Origin of the sequence: Pseudomonas sp. Leaf48, from assembly GCF_001421885.1 — a bacterium.
Taxonomy (GTDB): Bacteria; Pseudomonadota; Gammaproteobacteria; order Pseudomonadales; family Pseudomonadaceae; genus Aquipseudomonas.
On sequence record NZ_LMLH01000023.1, the window covers coordinates 366,901 to 383,789 of the forward strand.

Annotated in this window: 11 protein-coding genes; 2 read left to right on the forward strand and 9 right to left on the reverse strand. The window is 60.7% G+C overall.

Annotated elements, in window-relative coordinates; translation table 11 throughout:
* The first annotated feature begins 51 nt into the window (after positions 1-51).
* A complete protein-coding gene (mapR, locus tag ASE98_RS15750) occupies positions 52-1,461 on the forward strand; it encodes a GntR family transcriptional regulator MpaR (RefSeq protein WP_060542260.1) in 1,410 nt (469 codons plus the stop codon).
* Between the two features lie 18 nt (positions 1,462-1,479).
* On the opposite strand, the gene ASE98_RS15755 is transcribed toward mapR, so the two are convergent.
* The 7 genes from ASE98_RS15755 to tpx form a co-directional block, all read right to left on the reverse strand.
* Entirely contained in the window at positions 1,480-2,226 is a 747-nt protein-coding gene (locus ASE98_RS15755; protein WP_060542261.1) for an SDR family oxidoreductase, read from the reverse strand.
* 290 nt (positions 2,227-2,516) lie between these two features.
* Complete coding sequence (locus ASE98_RS15760) at positions 2,517-4,595, reverse strand: putative bifunctional diguanylate cyclase/phosphodiesterase (RefSeq protein WP_060542262.1); 2,079 nt, start codon at positions 4,593-4,595, stop codon at positions 2,517-2,519.
* 286 nt (positions 4,596-4,881) lie between these two features.
* Positions 4,882-6,363, reverse strand: a complete 1,482-nt coding sequence (locus ASE98_RS15765) for an efflux transporter outer membrane subunit (protein ID WP_060542263.1) — start codon at positions 6,361-6,363, stop codon at positions 4,882-4,884.
* The gene (locus ASE98_RS15770) at positions 6,360-9,467 is read right to left on the reverse strand and encodes an efflux RND transporter permease subunit (protein WP_060542264.1); all 3,108 of its coding nucleotides are present in this window, start codon (positions 9,465-9,467) and stop codon (positions 6,360-6,362) included. Before ASE98_RS15770 ends, ASE98_RS15765 begins: the two co-directional genes overlap by 4 nt.
* Positions 9,464-12,568, reverse strand: a complete 3,105-nt coding sequence (locus ASE98_RS15775; protein WP_060542265.1) for an MdtB/MuxB family multidrug efflux RND transporter permease subunit — start codon at positions 12,566-12,568, stop codon at positions 9,464-9,466. The genes ASE98_RS15770 and ASE98_RS15775 overlap by 4 nt, the downstream gene beginning before the upstream one ends.
* A complete protein-coding gene (locus ASE98_RS15780; RefSeq protein WP_060542266.1) occupies positions 12,565-13,881 on the reverse strand; it encodes an MdtA/MuxA family multidrug efflux RND transporter periplasmic adaptor subunit in 1,317 nt (438 codons plus the stop codon). The genes ASE98_RS15775 and ASE98_RS15780 overlap by 4 nt, the downstream gene beginning before the upstream one ends.
* Positions 13,882-14,059: 178 nt before the next feature.
* On the reverse strand, positions 14,060-14,560 hold the full coding sequence (gene tpx / locus ASE98_RS15785) for a thiol peroxidase (protein WP_060542267.1): 501 nt from the start codon (positions 14,558-14,560) through the stop codon (positions 14,060-14,062).
* A 362-nt stretch (positions 14,561-14,922) separates the two neighbouring features.
* Here tpx and ASE98_RS15790 point away from each other — a divergent pair, with 362 nt between their 5' ends.
* Positions 14,923-15,348, forward strand: coding sequence for a YciI family protein (locus tag ASE98_RS15790; protein WP_060542268.1), 426 nt, complete (start codon positions 14,923-14,925; stop codon positions 15,346-15,348).
* A 157-nt stretch (positions 15,349-15,505) separates the two neighbouring features.
* Here the strand turns inward: ASE98_RS15790 and ASE98_RS15795 are convergent, their stop codons facing one another.
* Together ASE98_RS15795 and ASE98_RS15800 are read right to left on the reverse strand one after the other, a co-directional pair.
* Entirely contained in the window at positions 15,506-16,000 is a 495-nt protein-coding gene (locus ASE98_RS15795) for a hypothetical protein (protein ID WP_060542269.1), read from the reverse strand.
* A 182-nt stretch (positions 16,001-16,182) separates the two neighbouring features.
* Positions 16,183-16,704: a GNAT family N-acetyltransferase gene (locus ASE98_RS15800; RefSeq protein WP_060542270.1), complete on the reverse strand. Its 522-nt coding sequence runs from the start codon at positions 16,702-16,704 to the stop codon at positions 16,183-16,185.
* Positions 16,705-16,889: the final 185 nt, after the last annotated feature.

The window sequence follows — 16,889 nt, forward strand, 5'->3', positions numbered from 1 at the left end:
AGGGCAGTTCCCCCTGACACACCACAAACACAACTGGCAACAAGGCCCCCGATGAAACGCTACGAAAAATTCGCCGACGACATCGCTGAACTGATCCGCTGCGGCGTCCTGGGCCCAGGCCAGCGCGTACCATCGGTGCGCTACGCCAGCCAGACTTACGGCGTCAGCCCTTCCACCGTATTCCAGGCCTACTACCTGCTGGAGCGCCGCGGCCTGATCCGTGCGCGTCCGCGTTCCGGCTATTTCGTCAACGCCCATGCGCCGATGCCGTTTTCCGAGCCGGTGATCAGCAGTCAGGTCAGCGAAACCACTGAAGTCGACGTCAGCGAACTGGTGTTCTCGGTGCTCGATTCGATCAAGGACCCCAATACCGTGCCCTTCGGTTCGGCCTTCCCCAGCCCGACCCTGTTTCCGCTGCAACGGCTGTCACGCTCGCTGGCCAGTGCCACGCGGGATATGGACCCGCGCATGGTGGTCACCGACATGTCCCCGGGAAACCCGCACTTGCGCCGACAGATCGCCCTGCGCTACATGGTCGGCGGCCTGATGCTGCCCATGGAAGAACTGCTGATCACCAACGGCGCCCTGGAGGCACTCAACCTGTGCCTGCAAGCGGTGACTCAACCCGGTGATCTGGTGGCGATCGAAGCCCCGGCTTTCTACGCCTGCCTGCAAATCCTCGAGCGCTTGAAACTCAAGGCCGTGGAAATCCCGGTACACCCGCGCGACGGCATCGACCTCGGCATACTCGCGCAAACCCTGGAGCGGCACCCGATCAAAGCCTGCTGGTGCATGACCAGCTTTCAGAACCCCATGGGCGCTACCATGCCCGAGGCGAAGAAACAGGAACTGGTGGAGCTCTTGCGCAGCCACCTGGTGCCACTGATCGAAGACGATGTCTATGCCGAGTTGTATTACGGCCAGCAGGCGCCCAAACCGGCCAAGGCGTTTGATACCCAAGGATTGGTGATGCACTGTGGTTCGTTCGCCAAAAGCCTGGCCCCGGGTTACCGCATCGGCTGGGTTGCGGCCGGGCGCTTTGCGCAAAAGATCGAACGGCTCAAGCTCATGACTTCGCTGTGCGCTTCGATGCCGGCCCAGGCTGCCATCGCCGATTATCTGCAGCACGGTGGATATGACCGACATCTGCGCAAACTGCGTCAAGCGCTGGAAGATCAGCAAACCGCCATGCTCGCTGCCATCGCCCGCTACTTCCCGGCACAGACGCGGGTTAGCCAGCCAGCAGGCGGGTACTTTTTGTGGCTGGAGTTGCCGCCGCAGATGGATTCGCTGAAGTTGTTTCAGATGGCCCTGGCACAGGGCATCAGTATTGCGCCGGGGCCAATCTTTTCGCCGGCGCAGCGTTTCAGCAATTGCATCCGGTTGAATTATGGCAGCCCGTGGGATGAGGCTGCCGAGAAGGCGATGGAGACCTTGGGCAGGATAGTCAGGTCTTTCTGAAGGCTTGGTGTTGTCTGTCTACCGCCCACCGCCCAGATCAACAAAAGTCCCCGTCGCATAAGAAGCCTTGTCCGACAGCAACCACACAATCGCCTCGGCCACTTCATCCGGACGCCCACCCCGCGCCATCGGGATCGCCGACTCCAGTTTGCTGACCCGGTCAGGATCACCGCTCAGTGCATGGAAATCGGTATAGATGTAACCGGGACGCACCGCGTTGACCCGAATCCCCTCGCCCGCCACTTCCTTGGACAGGCCGATGGTGAAGGTGTCCAGTGCGCCCTTGGATGCGGCATAGTCGACGTACTCGTTCGGCGCGCCCAGGCGGGCGGCCACCGAGGACACGTTGACGATGCTGCCGCCCTGCCCGCCGTGCTTGGGCGACATGCGCAGGATCGCATGCTTGGCGCAAAGCATCGGCGCAAGAATGTTGGTCTTGAGGATTTTGAGAATACGAAATTCCGACATTTCGTCGACCCGGGACTTCTGCCCGACAGTACCGGCGTTGTTGACCAATGCAGTGACCCGCCCCAGCTCACTGTCCACCCGATTGAACAAAGCGATCACTTCGTCTTCGATACTGACATCCGCCCGCACGGCTATGGCCTGGGCGCCAAGGCCACGCACTTGCTCCAGCACACTAAGGGCCGCCTGTTCGTCGGCCAGATAGTTGATGCAGATCCGGTAGCCCTGCGCAGCAGCCAGTAGCGCGGTGGCGGCTCCGATACCACGGCTGCCGCCGGTGATGACGATGACTTTATCCATGTGAGTTTTCTCCCCAATCAACGCTTAAGCGGTACGGGGGAAGAATAACCGCCATTTCAGGTTTTTGCATGGCGCTAGCAATGTCATCTGCTGACGCCATCACGGGCAAGCCTCGGTGCTACAGGCCATGTAAAACCTGAAGCGAGCCTGATCGTGATGGACTCAAGACCACCGCGGCGAACCAGACACCCCGCGAAATCGTTAACCACCATCGCGAGCATGCGCGCTCCTGCATGGGAATGCGGTCACCTGTAGCGAGGCTTGGCCGCGATGAAAGATTACGCGCAGGTTCAAACCGCCTCCAACTGCTCCCCACGATGAATTGCCACCATGAACCGCTCAGCCGGCAGCGGATGTCCCAGCAGGCAACCCTGCAGCGATTCGCAGCCGAGCCGGGTCAGCAAATCCTGCTGCGATCCGGTTTCCACTCCTTCGGCGGCGATGCGCAACCCCAGGGACTGGCCGAGGGCGACAATGGCCGAGACAATGGCGGCGTCCTCACTGTCGCGCTCCAGGTCACGGACCAGGCTGCGGTCGATCTTCAGTTCGTTGACCGGCAGGCGCTTGAGGTATTTAAGGCTCGAATAACCGGAGCCAAAGTCATTGATGCACAGATCAACACCCATTTGCGACAGTTCCCGCAGCACCACCATACTTGCATCGGCATCGCTCATGGCGGTGGTCTCAGTGATTTGCAGGGTCAGGCAATTGGGCGGCAACTGATGGGTGGCCAGCGCTTTGGCAACACTTTGAACCAGACCTGCGTGGCAAAATTCGATAGCCGAAAGATTCACCGCAATGCGCCACCCGGTGTGTCCCAGCAGGTACCACTGGCGCATCTGCTGGCAAGCTTCATTGAGCATCCACTCGCCGATCGAAATGATCAGGCCGGGCTTTTGCGCCAGGTCGATGAATTTGTCCGCCAGCAGCAAGCCCTGGGTCGGGTGCTCCCAGCGCAACAGTGCCTCGCCACCCACCGGGCGGCCACTGGAGGCATCGAACCTGGGCTGGTAATGCAGGCGCAATTGTTGCTGTTCCACGGCATGACTCAGGTCTTGCTGCAATTGCGGTTGGTCGCACCCAAGACTGTTCATCGAAGCGTCAAAAAAGCTGTAGCCGTTTTTACCTGCGCCTTTGGCTTGATACATCGCCGCATCGGCATTGGTCAGCAATTCGTGGGCGGTCTGGCCATTGCCCGGATAGAGCGCGATCCCGATGCTGGCGGATATCTGCAAATCATGTTCGTTGACCCGGAACGAACGAGCGATCAAACCGACCTGTCGAGCGGCGAGAATCAAGGCGTCATTCTGTCTGGCCAGTCGCACCAGTAGCACGAACTCATCGCCACCGATACGCGCCAGGGTGTCGTTGCTGCGCAGATCCTCGCGCAGGCGCAGGGCGACTTCGCGCAGCAATAGATCACCCATGTGGTGCCCGAAGGCATCATTAACCGGTTTGAAGCCATCCAGGTCGATGAACATCAGTGCAATGCAGCCGCCCTCCTCCTGCACTCGCGCCATCGCCTGATCGATTCGCTCAGCGAGCAACATACGATTTGGCAGACCGGTCAAGGTGTCATGCGAGGCCAGTTGGGTCAGTTCACGGTTTGCCACGGTCAGCGACTGCGCAAGGCTCGCGGTACGGGCCAGTCGCGCATCGAGGATCGAAGTCAGCAAGGCAATGCTCAATACCGCCAATGTGGTGATCAGCACCAGGTTATCCAGGCCCTTGCCATTCAGGCCGGTGGCGGCCGCCCCGCAAAAGCTGCCGTCGGCAAAGCGCGCCGCGGCCATGCCGGTGTAGTGCATGCCGACGATGGCGATACCCATGATCACCGCCGCACCGGCACGGATCACACGCACGTAAGGTGCGTGCTGGCGCAGGCGAAAGGCGATCCACAGCGCCGCACCCGAGGCGCCCACCGCGATGATCAGCGATGCGCCGAACAGCGTCGGGTCGTAATCAATGCCCGGTTGCATGCGCATCGCGGCCATGCCGGTGTAATGCATGGCACAGATACCGGCCCCCATGACCAGTGCACCGAATGACAGTTGCCAGGCGGGCAGTCGCGGCTGGCTGACCAGCCATAGGGCGAAACCGCAGGAAAGAACGCCGATCAACAACGACAGCAGCGTAATGGGGATGTCGTAGCCCAGTCGGATCGGGAGCTTGAACGCGAGCATGCCGATAAAGTGCATCGACCAAACCCCGACGCCCATGGCAATCGCGCCGCCCACCGTCCATAAGTGCGCGGCCCGGCCCTTGGCAGTGGCGATACGCCCGGACAGATCAAGTGCGGTGTATGACGCCAGGATCGCTACACAGAGGGAAATGATAACCAGTGTGGGTGAATAGTTACCGATGAGCATGAGTCTTCTCGCGATTGCCACCGGGAATGAATGCCATTCACCGCCTGAAAACTATCTAGGTTGTACAGATTACGCGAATGAACGTACCGACAAAACTAGCAAACTGCCATCATTTCGATAAAACGTTTGTTTTAAGGTAGAGGGTTAAGTTGGGAATGGCGCGGCCGTGTGTACGAATCGTGCATGAGGTGACTCTTGCGCAGGGGCTGCCGGGCGTTTGACTGAGGTGAAGGAACGTTGCGATACGCCCCCTCGCCACCGACCGGGCCCTCCTGGCGGAGTTTGTTCATTGGCTGTCGCGGTCCTCAAGCTGCCCGTCCCAGCCACCACCCAAGGCTGCAATCAACTGGACGCTGGCAATCAACCGGCTCTGCTGCAGGTCCAGCGCACTGCGTTCGTTGTTCAACGCCGTCGCCTGGGTCACCACCACATCGAGGTATGCAATCAGACCGGCCTTGTACTGGTTGCGGGTCAGGCGCAAGGACTCACGGGCCGCATCCAGCGCCTGCTGGCGCACGACAGCCTCGTCCTGCAGTACCTTGAGCTGCACCAGGTAGTTTTCCACTTCTCGAAAACCATCGAGCACCGTCTGCCGGTACTTGGCCACGGTTTCGTCATAGGCCGCTTCGCTGCGGTCCACTTCCGCCGAGCGCTGGCCGCCATCGAACAGGGTCATGGCCAGTTGCGGCCCGACCGACCAGAAACGGTTCGGCACGCTGAACAGATTGTTCGAGGTGCTGCTGCTGTAGCCACCGTTCATGCTCAGGGTAAGGTCCGGGTAGTACGCAGCCTTGGCTACGCCGATGTTGGCGTTGGCGGCAATCACCGAGCGCTCCGCCGAAGCAATGTCCGGGCGTCGTTCGAGCAATTGCGATGGCAGCGCCAGAGGCACTTGCGGCAATTGCGGGATGTCCTGGGTTTGCCCCAGCCCGAATTCGGCTGGCGGTACGCCGATCAGCACCGCAATGGCATTCTCGAACTGTGCGCGTTGCCAGATCAGGTCGATCATGTCGGCCTCGGTGCTCTTGAGCTGGGTCTGCGCCTGGGCCACGGCATCCTTGCCGGAAACGCCGGCACGATACTGGTTTTCGGTCATTTTGAGCGAGCGCTGATAGGCCTCGACGGTGGCCTCGAGCAAGCGTTTCTGCTCATCAATCACCCGTAATTGCAGGTAGTTCTGCACCAGCTCCGATTGCTGGCTCAGACGCATGGCCGCAAGGTCGGCAAAACTGGCCTGGGCATTGGCGGTGTCGGCTTCCAGGCCCCGGCGCAACTTACCCCAGATATCCGCTTCCCAGCTCACTCCGGCCTGTGCCGTGTAAGTATCACGGATGCCACTGGAGGAACTGCTGAGGCTGGAGCTGCTGCTGCCGGTGCCCTGGCTGGAGCGGTTCTTTCCGACAGTCAGATCCACTGTCGGGAAAAACGCGCCACGGGCGCTGCGCACCAGGGCCTGAGCCTGGCGATACTGGGCTTCGGACTGAGCCACGGTCTGGTTCGAGCTATTGAGTCGTTCGATCAGGCCATTGAGTTGCCGATCGCCATACAGCTCCCACCACGCACCGCGAGCGAGAGCGTCACTCGGGCTGGCCTGACGCCAGCCTGGCGCAGCCTTGTACTGTGCCGGCGCGGCGGCTTGCGGACGCTGGTAGTCCGGGCCGATGGCGCAGGCACTGAGCAACGCTACACACAGCGACAAGCTCAGCAACCGCGAGCCTCGGGCGGTGATCAGCGGTGCAGCCAGGTTGAACAGCGAACGGTCAGTCATAGCGGAGTTTCCAGAGCAGCATCGGTACGCACACCACGCCAGTGGTTGAAGCGATGGCGCAGTTTGTCGAGATAGAGGTAAACCACCGGGGTGGTGTAGAGAGTCAGCACCTGGCTGAAGATCAACCCGCCGATGATGGTCAGGCCCAGGGGCTGGCGCATTTCCGCCCCTTCGGCACGGCTGAGCAACAACGGCACGGCCCCCAGAATCGCCGCCAGGGTGGTCATCAGGATAGGACGCAGACGTTGCAGGCAGGCACTGCGAATCGACTCCAGTGGCGCCATGGCTTGCTGGCGCTCCAGTTGCAGCGCAAGGTCGATCATCAGAATGGCGTTTTTCTTTACCACGCCGATCAGCAGGAACAGCCCCAGTAACGAGATCAGGCTGAATTCGCCACCCAATACATAGATCGACAGCAACGCGCCGACCCCGGCGGACGGCAAGGTCGACAGAATCGTCAATGGATGGATGTAGCTTTCATACAGCACACCCAGCACCAGGTACACCGCCACCAGCGCCCCGAGGATCATCCACGGCTGGCTCTTCTGGGCCGCGGCGAAGGCATCGGCAGTGCCGGCCATTTTCGCGATCACGTCCTCCGGCAAACCCAACTTGGCAATCGCCCGCTCAATGGCTGCACTGCCCTGCTCCACCGTCACCCCTTCGGCCATGTCGAAAGCAATGCTTTCCGAGGCGAACTGGCCTTCGTGGCTGACCCGATCGTCTTCCAGGCTGTTCTCATAATGGGCGATGGTCGACAGCGGAATTCGCGCACCGTCGGCGGTAATCACCTGGACCTGTTTGAGGGTGATCGGGTCCTGGGCGTACTTCGGATTGACCTCCATCACCACCTGATACTGGTTGAGACTGTCGTAGATGGTGGAGATCTGCCTCTGGCTGTAGGCGTTGTTCAACACCGAGGTAACCATGTCCATGTCGACCCCCAGGCGCTTGGCCTGATCGCGATCGACGATCAGGGTAACCTGCTGCGCGCCCCGGCCTTCGCGAGCATCGATCGCCGTCAGCTCCGGCAAGGCCTTGAGCGCGGTGACGACTTTCGGATACCACTCGCGCAACGCCCCCAGGTCACCGCTTTGCAGGATATAGCTGTACTGCGACGAGGTCTGCTCCCGGCCACCGCCGAACTGCAAGTCCTGGTCGGCCATCAGCATCAGTTGCGCGCCAGGGACCTTGGGCATTTCCTTGCGCAGGCGTTCGATGACTTTTTGCGCGGAAATGCTGCGTTCCTTGATCGGCTTGAGCCGCACCAGCATGAAGGCGTTGTTGGTGCCGTTGCTTCCGCCGATGAAACCGGCGACGCTTTCCACCGCGTCATCCTTGAGTGCCGCACGGCGGAAGATTTCCATTTTCGGCTGCATCACGCTGAACGACAGACCATCATCGCCGCGCACGAAACCGATCAGTTGCCCGGTATCTTGCTGAGGCAAAAATGTTTTAGGAACAATGATATACAGCGCAATGTTAACGCCAATAGTCACGAACAAACTGAGCAAAGTCAGGCGCCGATGACGCAAGACCCAGTCGAGGCTGGTGGCATATTTACCGACCATCCAGTCGTTGGCCCGCCGGCTCCAGCGTTGCAATCGATTCTCCTGCCCTGGCACATGCGGCTTGAGCCAGCGCGCGCAGAGCATCGGCGTCAAGGTCAGCGAGACCACCAGCGACACCACGATGGAAGCGGCCAGGGTGATGGAAAACTCACGGAACAGGCTCTCGATGATGCCGCCCATGAACAGGATCGACAGGAACACCGCCACCAGCGAGACGTTCATCGACAGCAAGGTGAAACCCACTTCCTGCGCCCCAAGGTACGCCGCCTTCATCGGCCGCACGCCTTCGTCGATATGCCGGGAAATGTTCTCCAGCACCACGATGGCATCATCCACCACCAGCCCGGTGGCCAGGATCAGCGCCATCAACGACAGGTTGTTCAGGGAGAAACCGTAGAGGTACATGACCGCGAACGTACCCACCAGCGACACCGGCACCGCCAGGGTCGGGATCAGCGACGCCCGGAAGTTACCGAGGAACAGGAACACCACCAGGATCACCAGGGTGACGGCAATCAGCAAGGTCATTTCCGCTTCGTGCAGCGTCGCCTTGATCACCGGTGAACGGTCCATGGCCAGGTTCAGTTTGACGCTGGCCGGCAGCACTGCCTGCAACGCAGGTAACTGGGCCTTGATCTCGTTCACCGTCTCGATGATGTTGGCGCCGGCCTGCCGGTTGATCACCAGCAGCACCGCTGCGTCATCGTTGAAAAAACCGCTGTTGTAGCGGTCCTCCACGCCATCGCTGACTTTGGCCACATCCTTCAGGCGCAACGCCGCGCCGCCGTTGTAGTGGATGATCAGCGATTCGTAGTCTTTGGCTTTTTCCAGCTGGTCGTTGGCCTGGACCTGCCACAGGCGCTGATCATCCTCGACCGAACCCTTGGGCCGGCGCACGTTGGCATTGGCGATGGTGTTGCGTACATCATCCAGAGCCACGCCGTACTGATTGAGCGCCTGGGGTTCGAGCTCGATGCGCACCGCGGGCAAGGAGCTGCCGCCGATCTGCACTTCACCGACGCCCTGCACCTGGGACAGGCTCTGGGACAGGATGGTCGAGGCAAGGTCATAGAGCTGGCCCTTTTCCAGCACATCCGAGGTCAGCGACAGCACCATGATCGGCGCCTGGGACGGGTTGACCTTCTTGTAGGTCGGCATGCTGCGCATCCCGCTGGGCAGCAGCGTGCGCGAGGCGTTGATGGCCGCCTGGACTTCCCGCGCCGCGCCGTTGATATCACGGTCGAGGTCAAATTGCAGGATCACCCGGGTCGAGCCCTGGCTGGAGCGGCTGCTCATGGTGTTGACCCCGGCGATGGTGCCGAAGGAGCGTTCAAGCGGAGTGGCCACGGTGGAAGCCATGACCTCGGGGCTAGCGCCAGGCAGGCTGGCCTGGACCACGATCACCGGGAAGTCGATTTGCGGCAGCGGCGACACGGGTAACAGGCCGAAGCTGACGCCGCCCAGCAACATGATCGCCAGGCTCAGCAGCATGGTGGCGACCGGGCGCTTGATGAAGGGGCCGGAGAGGTTCATGGCTGTTCTACCGCTTCCATTGACTCAGGCTTGCGGCCCCAGCGCCGCCCCAGGCGGTCGAAGTACAGGTAGATCACCGGCGTGGTGAACAGGGTCAAGACCTGGCTCAGCAACAACCCACCGACCATCACCAGCCCCAACGGCTGGCGCAACTCGGCACCGGAACCGGTGGCCAGCATCAGCGGCACCGCACCGAACAACGCCGCCAGGGTGGTCATCAGGATCGGCCGGAAGCGCAGCAATGCAGCCTGATAGATCGCCGTCTGCGGGTCCATCCCCTGATTGCGCTCGGCGTCGAGGGCGAAGTCGATCATCATGATCGCGTTCTTCTTGACGATGCCGATCAGGAGGATGATGCCGATGATCGCGATCATGCCCAGGTCATTGCCACTGAGAATCAGCGCCAGCAAAGCGCCGACCGCGGCCGACGGCAGGGTCGAGAGAATGGTGATCGGATGGATGTAGCTCTCGTACAGCACGCCCAGCACGATGTACATGGTCACCACCGCCGCCAGAATCAGCAGCAAGGTACTCGAGAGCGACGCCTGGAAAGCCTCGGCCGCGCCCTGGAACTGGGTCTGTACGCCAAGCGGCATGCCGATGTCCTGCTGCACCTGCTCGATGACCTCTACTGCATGCCCCAGCGCCACGCCGGGCGCCAGGTTGAAGGACATCATCACCGCTGGAAACTGGCCGATGTGGGTGATCGCCAGTTGCGCCTGGCGCTCCTCAATGTGCGCCAGGCTGGACAAGCGCACCTGGCCGCCATCGGTGGTCTTGACGTGAATCTGATCCAGCGCCTGCGGCCCCAGCTTCTCTCCGGACTGCGATTGCAGGACCACGCGGTACTGGCTGGCCTGGGTGTAGATCGTGGAAATCTGCCGCTGGCCGAAAGCGTCGTACAGGGCATCGGTGATGTTCGACACCGATACACCGACCCGCGAGGCGGCGTCGCGGTCGATCACCAGATAGACCTGCAGGCCTTTGTCCTGCAGGTCGCTGGCAACGTCGGTCAGCTCCGGCCGGTCTTTGAGGGCGTCTACCAGGCGCCCGCTCCACAGGCTCAACAGCTGCGAGTCTGGTGACGACATGCTGAACTGGTACTGCGTACGGCTGACCCGGTCTTCAATGGTCAGGTCCTGTACCGGTTGCATGAACAGGCGGATGCCGACCAGCTTGTCGACCTCCGGCTGCAGGCGCGCGATGATTTCAGTCGCGCTCAGGTCCCGATCACCGTGAGACTTGAGGTTGATCAGCATGCGACCGCTGTTGAGCGTCGAGTTATCGCCGTCCACGCCAATGTAGGACGACAGGCTTTCGACCGCCGGATCAGCCAGGATCACCTTGGCCAGTTGCTGCTGGCGCTCGCTCATGGCCGCGAAGGAAATCGATTGGGGGGCCTCGGAAATCCCCTGGATCACCCCGGTGTCCTGCACCGGAAAGAAGCCTTTAGGCACAATCAGGTACAGAAACACCGTCAGCGCCAGGGTGCCGATGGCCACCATCAGGGTCAGCGGTTGATGCTTGAGCACCCACTGCAACTTGCGCCCGTACGCGGCAATCATCCAGTCGATGGCGGCACCGCTGGCGCGATAGAAACGGCCCTGCTCTTCTTCCTTGGGCTCACGCTTGAGCAGCCGGGCGCACATCATCGGCGTCAGGGTCAGGGAGACCACCAGGGAAATCAGGATCGCCACTGCCAGGGTGATGGCGAACTCGCGGAACAACCGCCCTACCACGTCCGCCATGAACAGCAGCGGGATCAGCACGGCGATCAGTGACAGGGTCAGGGAAATCAGAGTGAAGCCGATCTGTTTGGCGCCCTTGAGTGCCGCATTCAACGGGCTGTCACCTTCTTCGATGAAGCGGGAAATGTTCTCCAGCATGACGATCGCATCATCCACCACGAAGCCGGTGGCGATGGTCAGGGCCATCAGGGTCAGGTTGTTCACCGAGAACCCGGCCAGGTACATCACGCCGAAGGTACCGATCAGCGACAGTGGCACGGCCACCGAAGGAATGATTGTGGCGCTGGCCCGGCGCAGGAACAGGAACGTCACCATGACCACCAGCGCGATGGCGATCAGCAGTTCGTGCTGCACGTCCTTGACCGAAGCGCGGATGGTCTGGGTGCGGTCGGTCAACACAACGACGTCGAGACCGGCCGGCAGGTTGTCGGTGATGCTCGGCAGCAGGGCCTTGATCCGGTCCACCACCTCTATGACGTTGGCGCCGGGCTGACGCTGGATGTTCAACAGTACGGCCTGGTTTTCGTTGGCCCACGCGGCCAGACGCTCGTTCTCCGCCCCGTCGACGATTTGCGCCACATCCTTGAGCCGCAACGGCGCACCGTTGGCATAGGCCAGGATCAGATTGGCGTAGTCCTTGGGCGAGGTCAGTTGATCGTTGGCATCGAGCATCGAGACCCGGGTCGGGCCGTCGAAATTGCCTTTGGGCTGGTTGACGTTGGAGGCGCCGATCAGGGTGCGCACGTCCGACAGGTTCAGGCCGTTGGCCGCCAGGGCTTCGGGGTTGACCTTGATGCGCACGGCCTGACGCTGGCCGCCGGCAATGCTGACCATGCCGACGCCGCTGATCTGGGCGATTTTCTGCGCCATGCGGGTGTCGACCAGATCATTGAGCTTGGGCAGCAGCATGGTCTTGGAGGTTATCGCCAGGGTCAGCACCGGGGTGTCTGCCGGGTTGACCTTGTTGTACACCGGCGGTGCCGGCAGATCCTTGGGCAGCAGGTTGGTCGCTGCGTTGATCGCGGCCTGCACTTGCTGTTCGGCGACATCCATGTTGATGTCGAGGCTGAACCGCAACGTCAGCACCGACGCCCCGCCGGAGCTGGTGGAGGCCATTTGGGTCAGACCAGGCATTTGCCCGAACTGCCGCTCGAGCGGAGCCGTCACGGCGCTGGTCATGACATCCGGGCTGGCGCCGGGATAAAGGGTCATGACGCGAATGGTCGGGTAATCGACCTGAGGCAAGGCCGATACCGGCAGCAGGCGATAGGCGATCACACCGGCCAGGATAATGGCCAGCATGCTCAGGGTAGTGGCTACCGGGCGAAGGATGAACAGCCGCGAGAGATTCATGCGCCGCCCTTTTTCGCCCTGTCGCGGGCCGCCGGCTCAAGCGCGTCGACCGCCGATTTGCCTTGCAGATTCCCGGTTGGCGTAGAGGGCACGTCCTGGCTGTCGTTGACCACTTCAACTTCGCTGCCGTCTTTAAGGCGGTCCGTGCCTTCGAGAACGACCCGGTCGCCAGGCTGCAGGCCTTCGGTAACCACAGTGTTTTCACCGTCGCTGGCGCCGACCTTCAGTTGGCGGATCTTGACCTTCTTGTCACCATCCAGGGCATAGACGAAGGTGCCATTGGTGCCGAACTGAATGGCAGCGGAGGGCGCGAGTACGACATCCTTGAGGGTGTCAGCCAGCAGGCGAACGTTGACGAACTGATTGGGAAACAACGACTGGTCGCGGTTCTCGTAACGGGCCTTGAATTTAAGGGTGCCGGTGGTGACATCGATCTGGTTGTCCAGACTTTGCAACACACCGGTGGCCTGCAGCCTTGTATCGCCACGATCCCAGGCCTCGGCGGGCAGCTTGGCGCCGCTGCGATAGCGAGCGAGCACTGTTTCGAGGCTGTTTTCCGGCAGGGTGAAGGCGACGCTGATCGGTTGGGTCTGGGTGATGATCGCCAGTGCCGTGGTGTCATTGGCCGCCACCAGGTTGCCGACGTCCAGCTGCCGCAGGCCGACACGCCCGGCAATCGGCGCGCGGATCCTGGTGAATTCCAGATTGAGCCGGGCGTCGTTGACCGCCGCCTGATTGGTCTTGACCGTGCCCTGGAACTGACCGACCAGCGCTTCGGCGGTGTCCAGGGTCTGCTTGGCAATGCTGTCTTCGCGGTACAGGCCGCGATAGCGATCAACGTCGACCTGGGCGTTTTTCAGTTGCGCCTGATTCTGCAGCAAGGTGCCTTCAGCCTGGAGCAAGGCATTCTGGTACGGACGCGGGTCGATCTCGGCCAGCAGGTCACCCGCTTTGACCATCTGCCCTTCTTCAAAGTGGATCTTCATCAATTCGCCACCGACGCGGCTGCGCACATTGATGGTGTTGAGCGCCGTGACCGTGCCCAGCGCCTTGTAATACAGGGGGAAGTCACCCTTGACCGCTGGCGCCACACGCACCGGCACCGGCCCTGAAGCGCCGCCGAACCCCGGACGCATCCCTCCCGACTTGCCGGTGTGCCCGGCGACGGCTTTTTGCCCGCTGCTTTCTTTTTGGGCCTCGCCGGTGGGCCAGAACTTCCAGCACAGGGCTGCGATGACCAACAGGACCAGCAGGCCAAACAGCCAGCGACGGGGACTACGGGAAGCGGAGGATTGCATTGAGTGATCAACCATTGGGCGCGTGGGCTTCTTTTACATGAGGCTGAACGATAAGCACTGGCGAGTCTTAAGCAAAGCGCCTTTACCGGCAATTTACCTTCAGCTTACGTAGCAGGAGTTTTATCTAAGACACTGAAGCACAAATGAAAACGGCCTGGACAGGGCCAGGCCGTTAACAATTCTAAAGAATAACTTACTTCAGAACGGCCAGTGCCGCTTCGTAGTTCGGTTCCTGACCGATTTCGCTGACCAGTTCGCTGTGCAGCACGTTGTCGTTTTCGTCCAGAACCACGACAGCACGGGCGGTCAGGCCTTTGAGCGGACCATCAGCAATGGCTACGCCGTAGTTTTCGATGAACTCGGCACCGCGCAGGGTCGACAGGTTCTGCACGTTTTCCAGGCCTTCGGCACCACAGAAACGGGCCTGGGCGAATGGCAGGTCGGCAGAGATGCACAGCACGACGGTATTGGCCACGTCACCAGCCTGGGCGTTGAACTTGCGAACCGAGGTGGCGCAGGTCGGAGTGTCAACGCTTGGGAAGATGTTCAGTACTTTGCGCTTGCCGGCAAAGTCCTGCAGGGTGACGTCGGACAGATTGCCGGCAACCAGGGAAAAGGCTGGCGCCTTGGAGCCGGCTTGTGGCAGTTGGCCGTTGACTTGAACCGGATTGCCTTTAAGGGTGACTTGAGCCATGAACGGAGTCCTTCTGAACGTTGGTGTGGAGAATTTTGACGAGGCCGAAGTTAACCACGAAATTGTCCGACGACCTACGGTCAAACATGATTTGTGATGTGTCGAAGCGTAAAACTGGATACAACTTCGCAATCGGTCTGTCCCATGTGTATGTATGTGTGTGCGTATGACTGTCCGTGTTGGAGTTACCATTGACCAGCCTACCCCTGCGCTGGCCCGCCATCCGTTGTTCATGACGAAAGGCACACAGCGCCCATTAGGATCGGTAGCACCCGGGGATGAAATTCGTCAGCAGCGTTGTCGATTTGGCACCGTCCCGTTCGACTAGAAGCGAATTAGCCACATTCACCGGAGAAAAAACCATGCGATTCATGATCATCATCAAAGCCAGCCAGGACTCTGAAGCCGGCGTCATGCCCAGTCAGGAACTGCTGACCGCCATGGGCCAATACAACGAGGAACTGGTCAAGGCCGGCATCCTCCTTGCGGGCGAAGGCCTGCACCCGAGCAGCAAAGGTGCCCGCGTGCGTTTTTCAGGTGACAAACGCACTGTGACCGACGGCCCGTTCATCGAAACCAAAGAGTTGATCGCCGGCTTCTGGCTATGGCAGGTCAAATCGAAAGAAGAAGCCATCGAATGGGTCAAACGCTGCCCCAACCCGATGCCCGACACCGAGGCCGAGATCGAAATTCGCCAGGTATTCGAAGCCGAAGATTTCGGGGCTGAGTTCACCCCTGAACTTCGCGAGCAGGAAGAGAGGGTGTGGGAGCAGGCCAAGAAAAACTGAGCATTCTGAGTCCGGTCCACCCATGGAAGCTCGATCTCGTCCGCGTGCCAGAGGAGGCGAAGCCGGGCTGGGGGAATATTGAAATGTGAGGGGTGTCGGTGAGGTCGGCCCCCTCGCCCCTCTCCCGAAAAGGTGCGGGACGAGGTCGCGTTTGATCTCACACCCGGTCGCGCGGAATCAGACCCTGCAACTGCTGCGCTAGAAAACCCGCATCAAACGGGAAGATATCCGGGTCTTTCAGTCCATTGGTCTTGCGCCATTGCCAACTGCTCGCCGGTGGCTGGCAAACCAGCGAAACGCTGCCAAAGCGCGCCGCCGTCAGCCCCATCACTGCCAATGTGATCTGCCCACCCGCCCCCATCACATCCGGCACGAACTCCACCGGTTTGCCGGCAATCAAAATGGACAGCTTCTCGGTCCTGAAGGGGGAAGTATCGAGCGCAATGCTCGGCCCTGAAACCACATATACTTCGCGATTCACTTCCAGCAGGTTGGGCGCCAGCACCGGTTCCAGCCATTGCCCGATCTGATCGAAAAGCTCACTGATACGCGTCGCCCACACGGTTGACTGCGATTCAAACAGTTGTTTTTTGTGCGCTTCGCTTTCTGCGTAGTGGCGTAGCATTTCACCCAGTTGCTGTACATCGTCCATTGCGGTGTTCCTTTGATTGGAGCAGTACTGCGGATATTGAGCATGGCAGATGCGCGCGGCCGGCGTACGACTAAAAGGGTGAGTGGTACTCTGTTGATCAAATCCGCACACTTCACTCCGGCCCTGCTCGACACCACCGCACTGCAGGCGCAGTCGGCGGTGCCGTTCCCTGGGCGAATGACTCAACCGGACGTGGGCGTAAACCGCAGACGCGCCATGCTCAAGGTGTCCACCAGCACACCGTCGCGCACGGCGTAATCACGAAGCAGACCCTCTTCCTTGAAACCGAATTTGCGGTACAGCGCGATGGCCGCTTCATTGTCGGCGTACACCGCAAGCTCGACCCGGTGCAGATTCATCCAGTTGTCGGCGATATCCAGGGCTGTCGCCAGTAACTTCGAACCAACCCCCTTGCCCTGCCACTCCACCGCCACGCCCATACCGAAGCTGCCGGCGTGGCTGCGGCGGATGCGCGAAAACTGCTCAAGGCCAATGTTGCCGATTACTGCGCCCTGGTGCAGGGCCACCACTTTCACCAGCCGTTCGTTATCCGGCTCCAGGCGCTTGCGCCAGAGCTCGGTGGACTGAAAGGGCATCTGCAGGGTTTGCCGGGCGATGCGCGGATCGTTGTAAAGCGCAGCGAGGCCTTCGATGTGGGATTCGTTGAAGCGTTCGAGAGTGATGACCGGATCGGTAGCTGGCATGAGTGATTCAATCCTTGATACAGACATGGCCCCTCACTGTATAACGCCTGGGTGAATTTGTGGGAGATTCCCCCCATGAAGGCATTACATTCAACATTCATGTCACCTGACACACCGCCATCGCTGGCAGGCCAGCTCCCACAGGGGATCACCGTCAGGCACAAACCCCGGCATCTCCATAAATC

Excerpts from the sequence above, each read along its gene's own strand:
- mapR (WP_060542260.1), top strand. The coding sequence starts at position 52 with ATGAAACGCTACGAAAAATTCGCCGACGACATCGCTGAACTGATCCGC.
- ASE98_RS15795 (WP_060542269.1), bottom strand. The coding sequence starts at position 16,000 with ATGGACGATGTACAGCAACTGGGTGAAATGCTACGCCACTACGCAGAA.
- tpx (WP_060542267.1), bottom strand. The coding sequence starts at position 14,560 with ATGGCTCAAGTCACCCTTAAAGGCAATCCGGTTCAAGTCAACGGCCAA.
- ASE98_RS15755 (WP_060542261.1), bottom strand. The coding sequence starts at position 2,226 with ATGGATAAAGTCATCGTCATCACCGGCGGCAGCCGTGGTATCGGAGCC.
- ASE98_RS15800 (WP_060542270.1), bottom strand. The coding sequence starts at position 16,704 with ATGCCAGCTACCGATCCGGTCATCACTCTCGAACGCTTCAACGAATCC.
- ASE98_RS15775 (WP_060542265.1), bottom strand. The coding sequence starts at position 12,568 with ATGAATCTCTCGCGGCTGTTCATCCTTCGCCCGGTAGCCACTACCCTG.
- ASE98_RS15780 (WP_060542266.1), bottom strand. The coding sequence starts at position 13,881 with ATGGTTGATCACTCAATGCAATCCTCCGCTTCCCGTAGTCCCCGTCGC.
- ASE98_RS15765 (WP_060542263.1), bottom strand. The coding sequence starts at position 6,363 with ATGACTGACCGTTCGCTGTTCAACCTGGCTGCACCGCTGATCACCGCC.
- ASE98_RS15760 (WP_060542262.1), bottom strand. The coding sequence starts at position 4,595 with ATGCTCATCGGTAACTATTCACCCACACTGGTTATCATTTCCCTCTGT.
- ASE98_RS15770 (WP_060542264.1), bottom strand. The coding sequence starts at position 9,467 with ATGAACCTCTCCGGCCCCTTCATCAAGCGCCCGGTCGCCACCATGCTG.
- ASE98_RS15790 (WP_060542268.1), top strand. The coding sequence starts at position 14,923 with ATGCGATTCATGATCATCATCAAAGCCAGCCAGGACTCTGAAGCCGGC.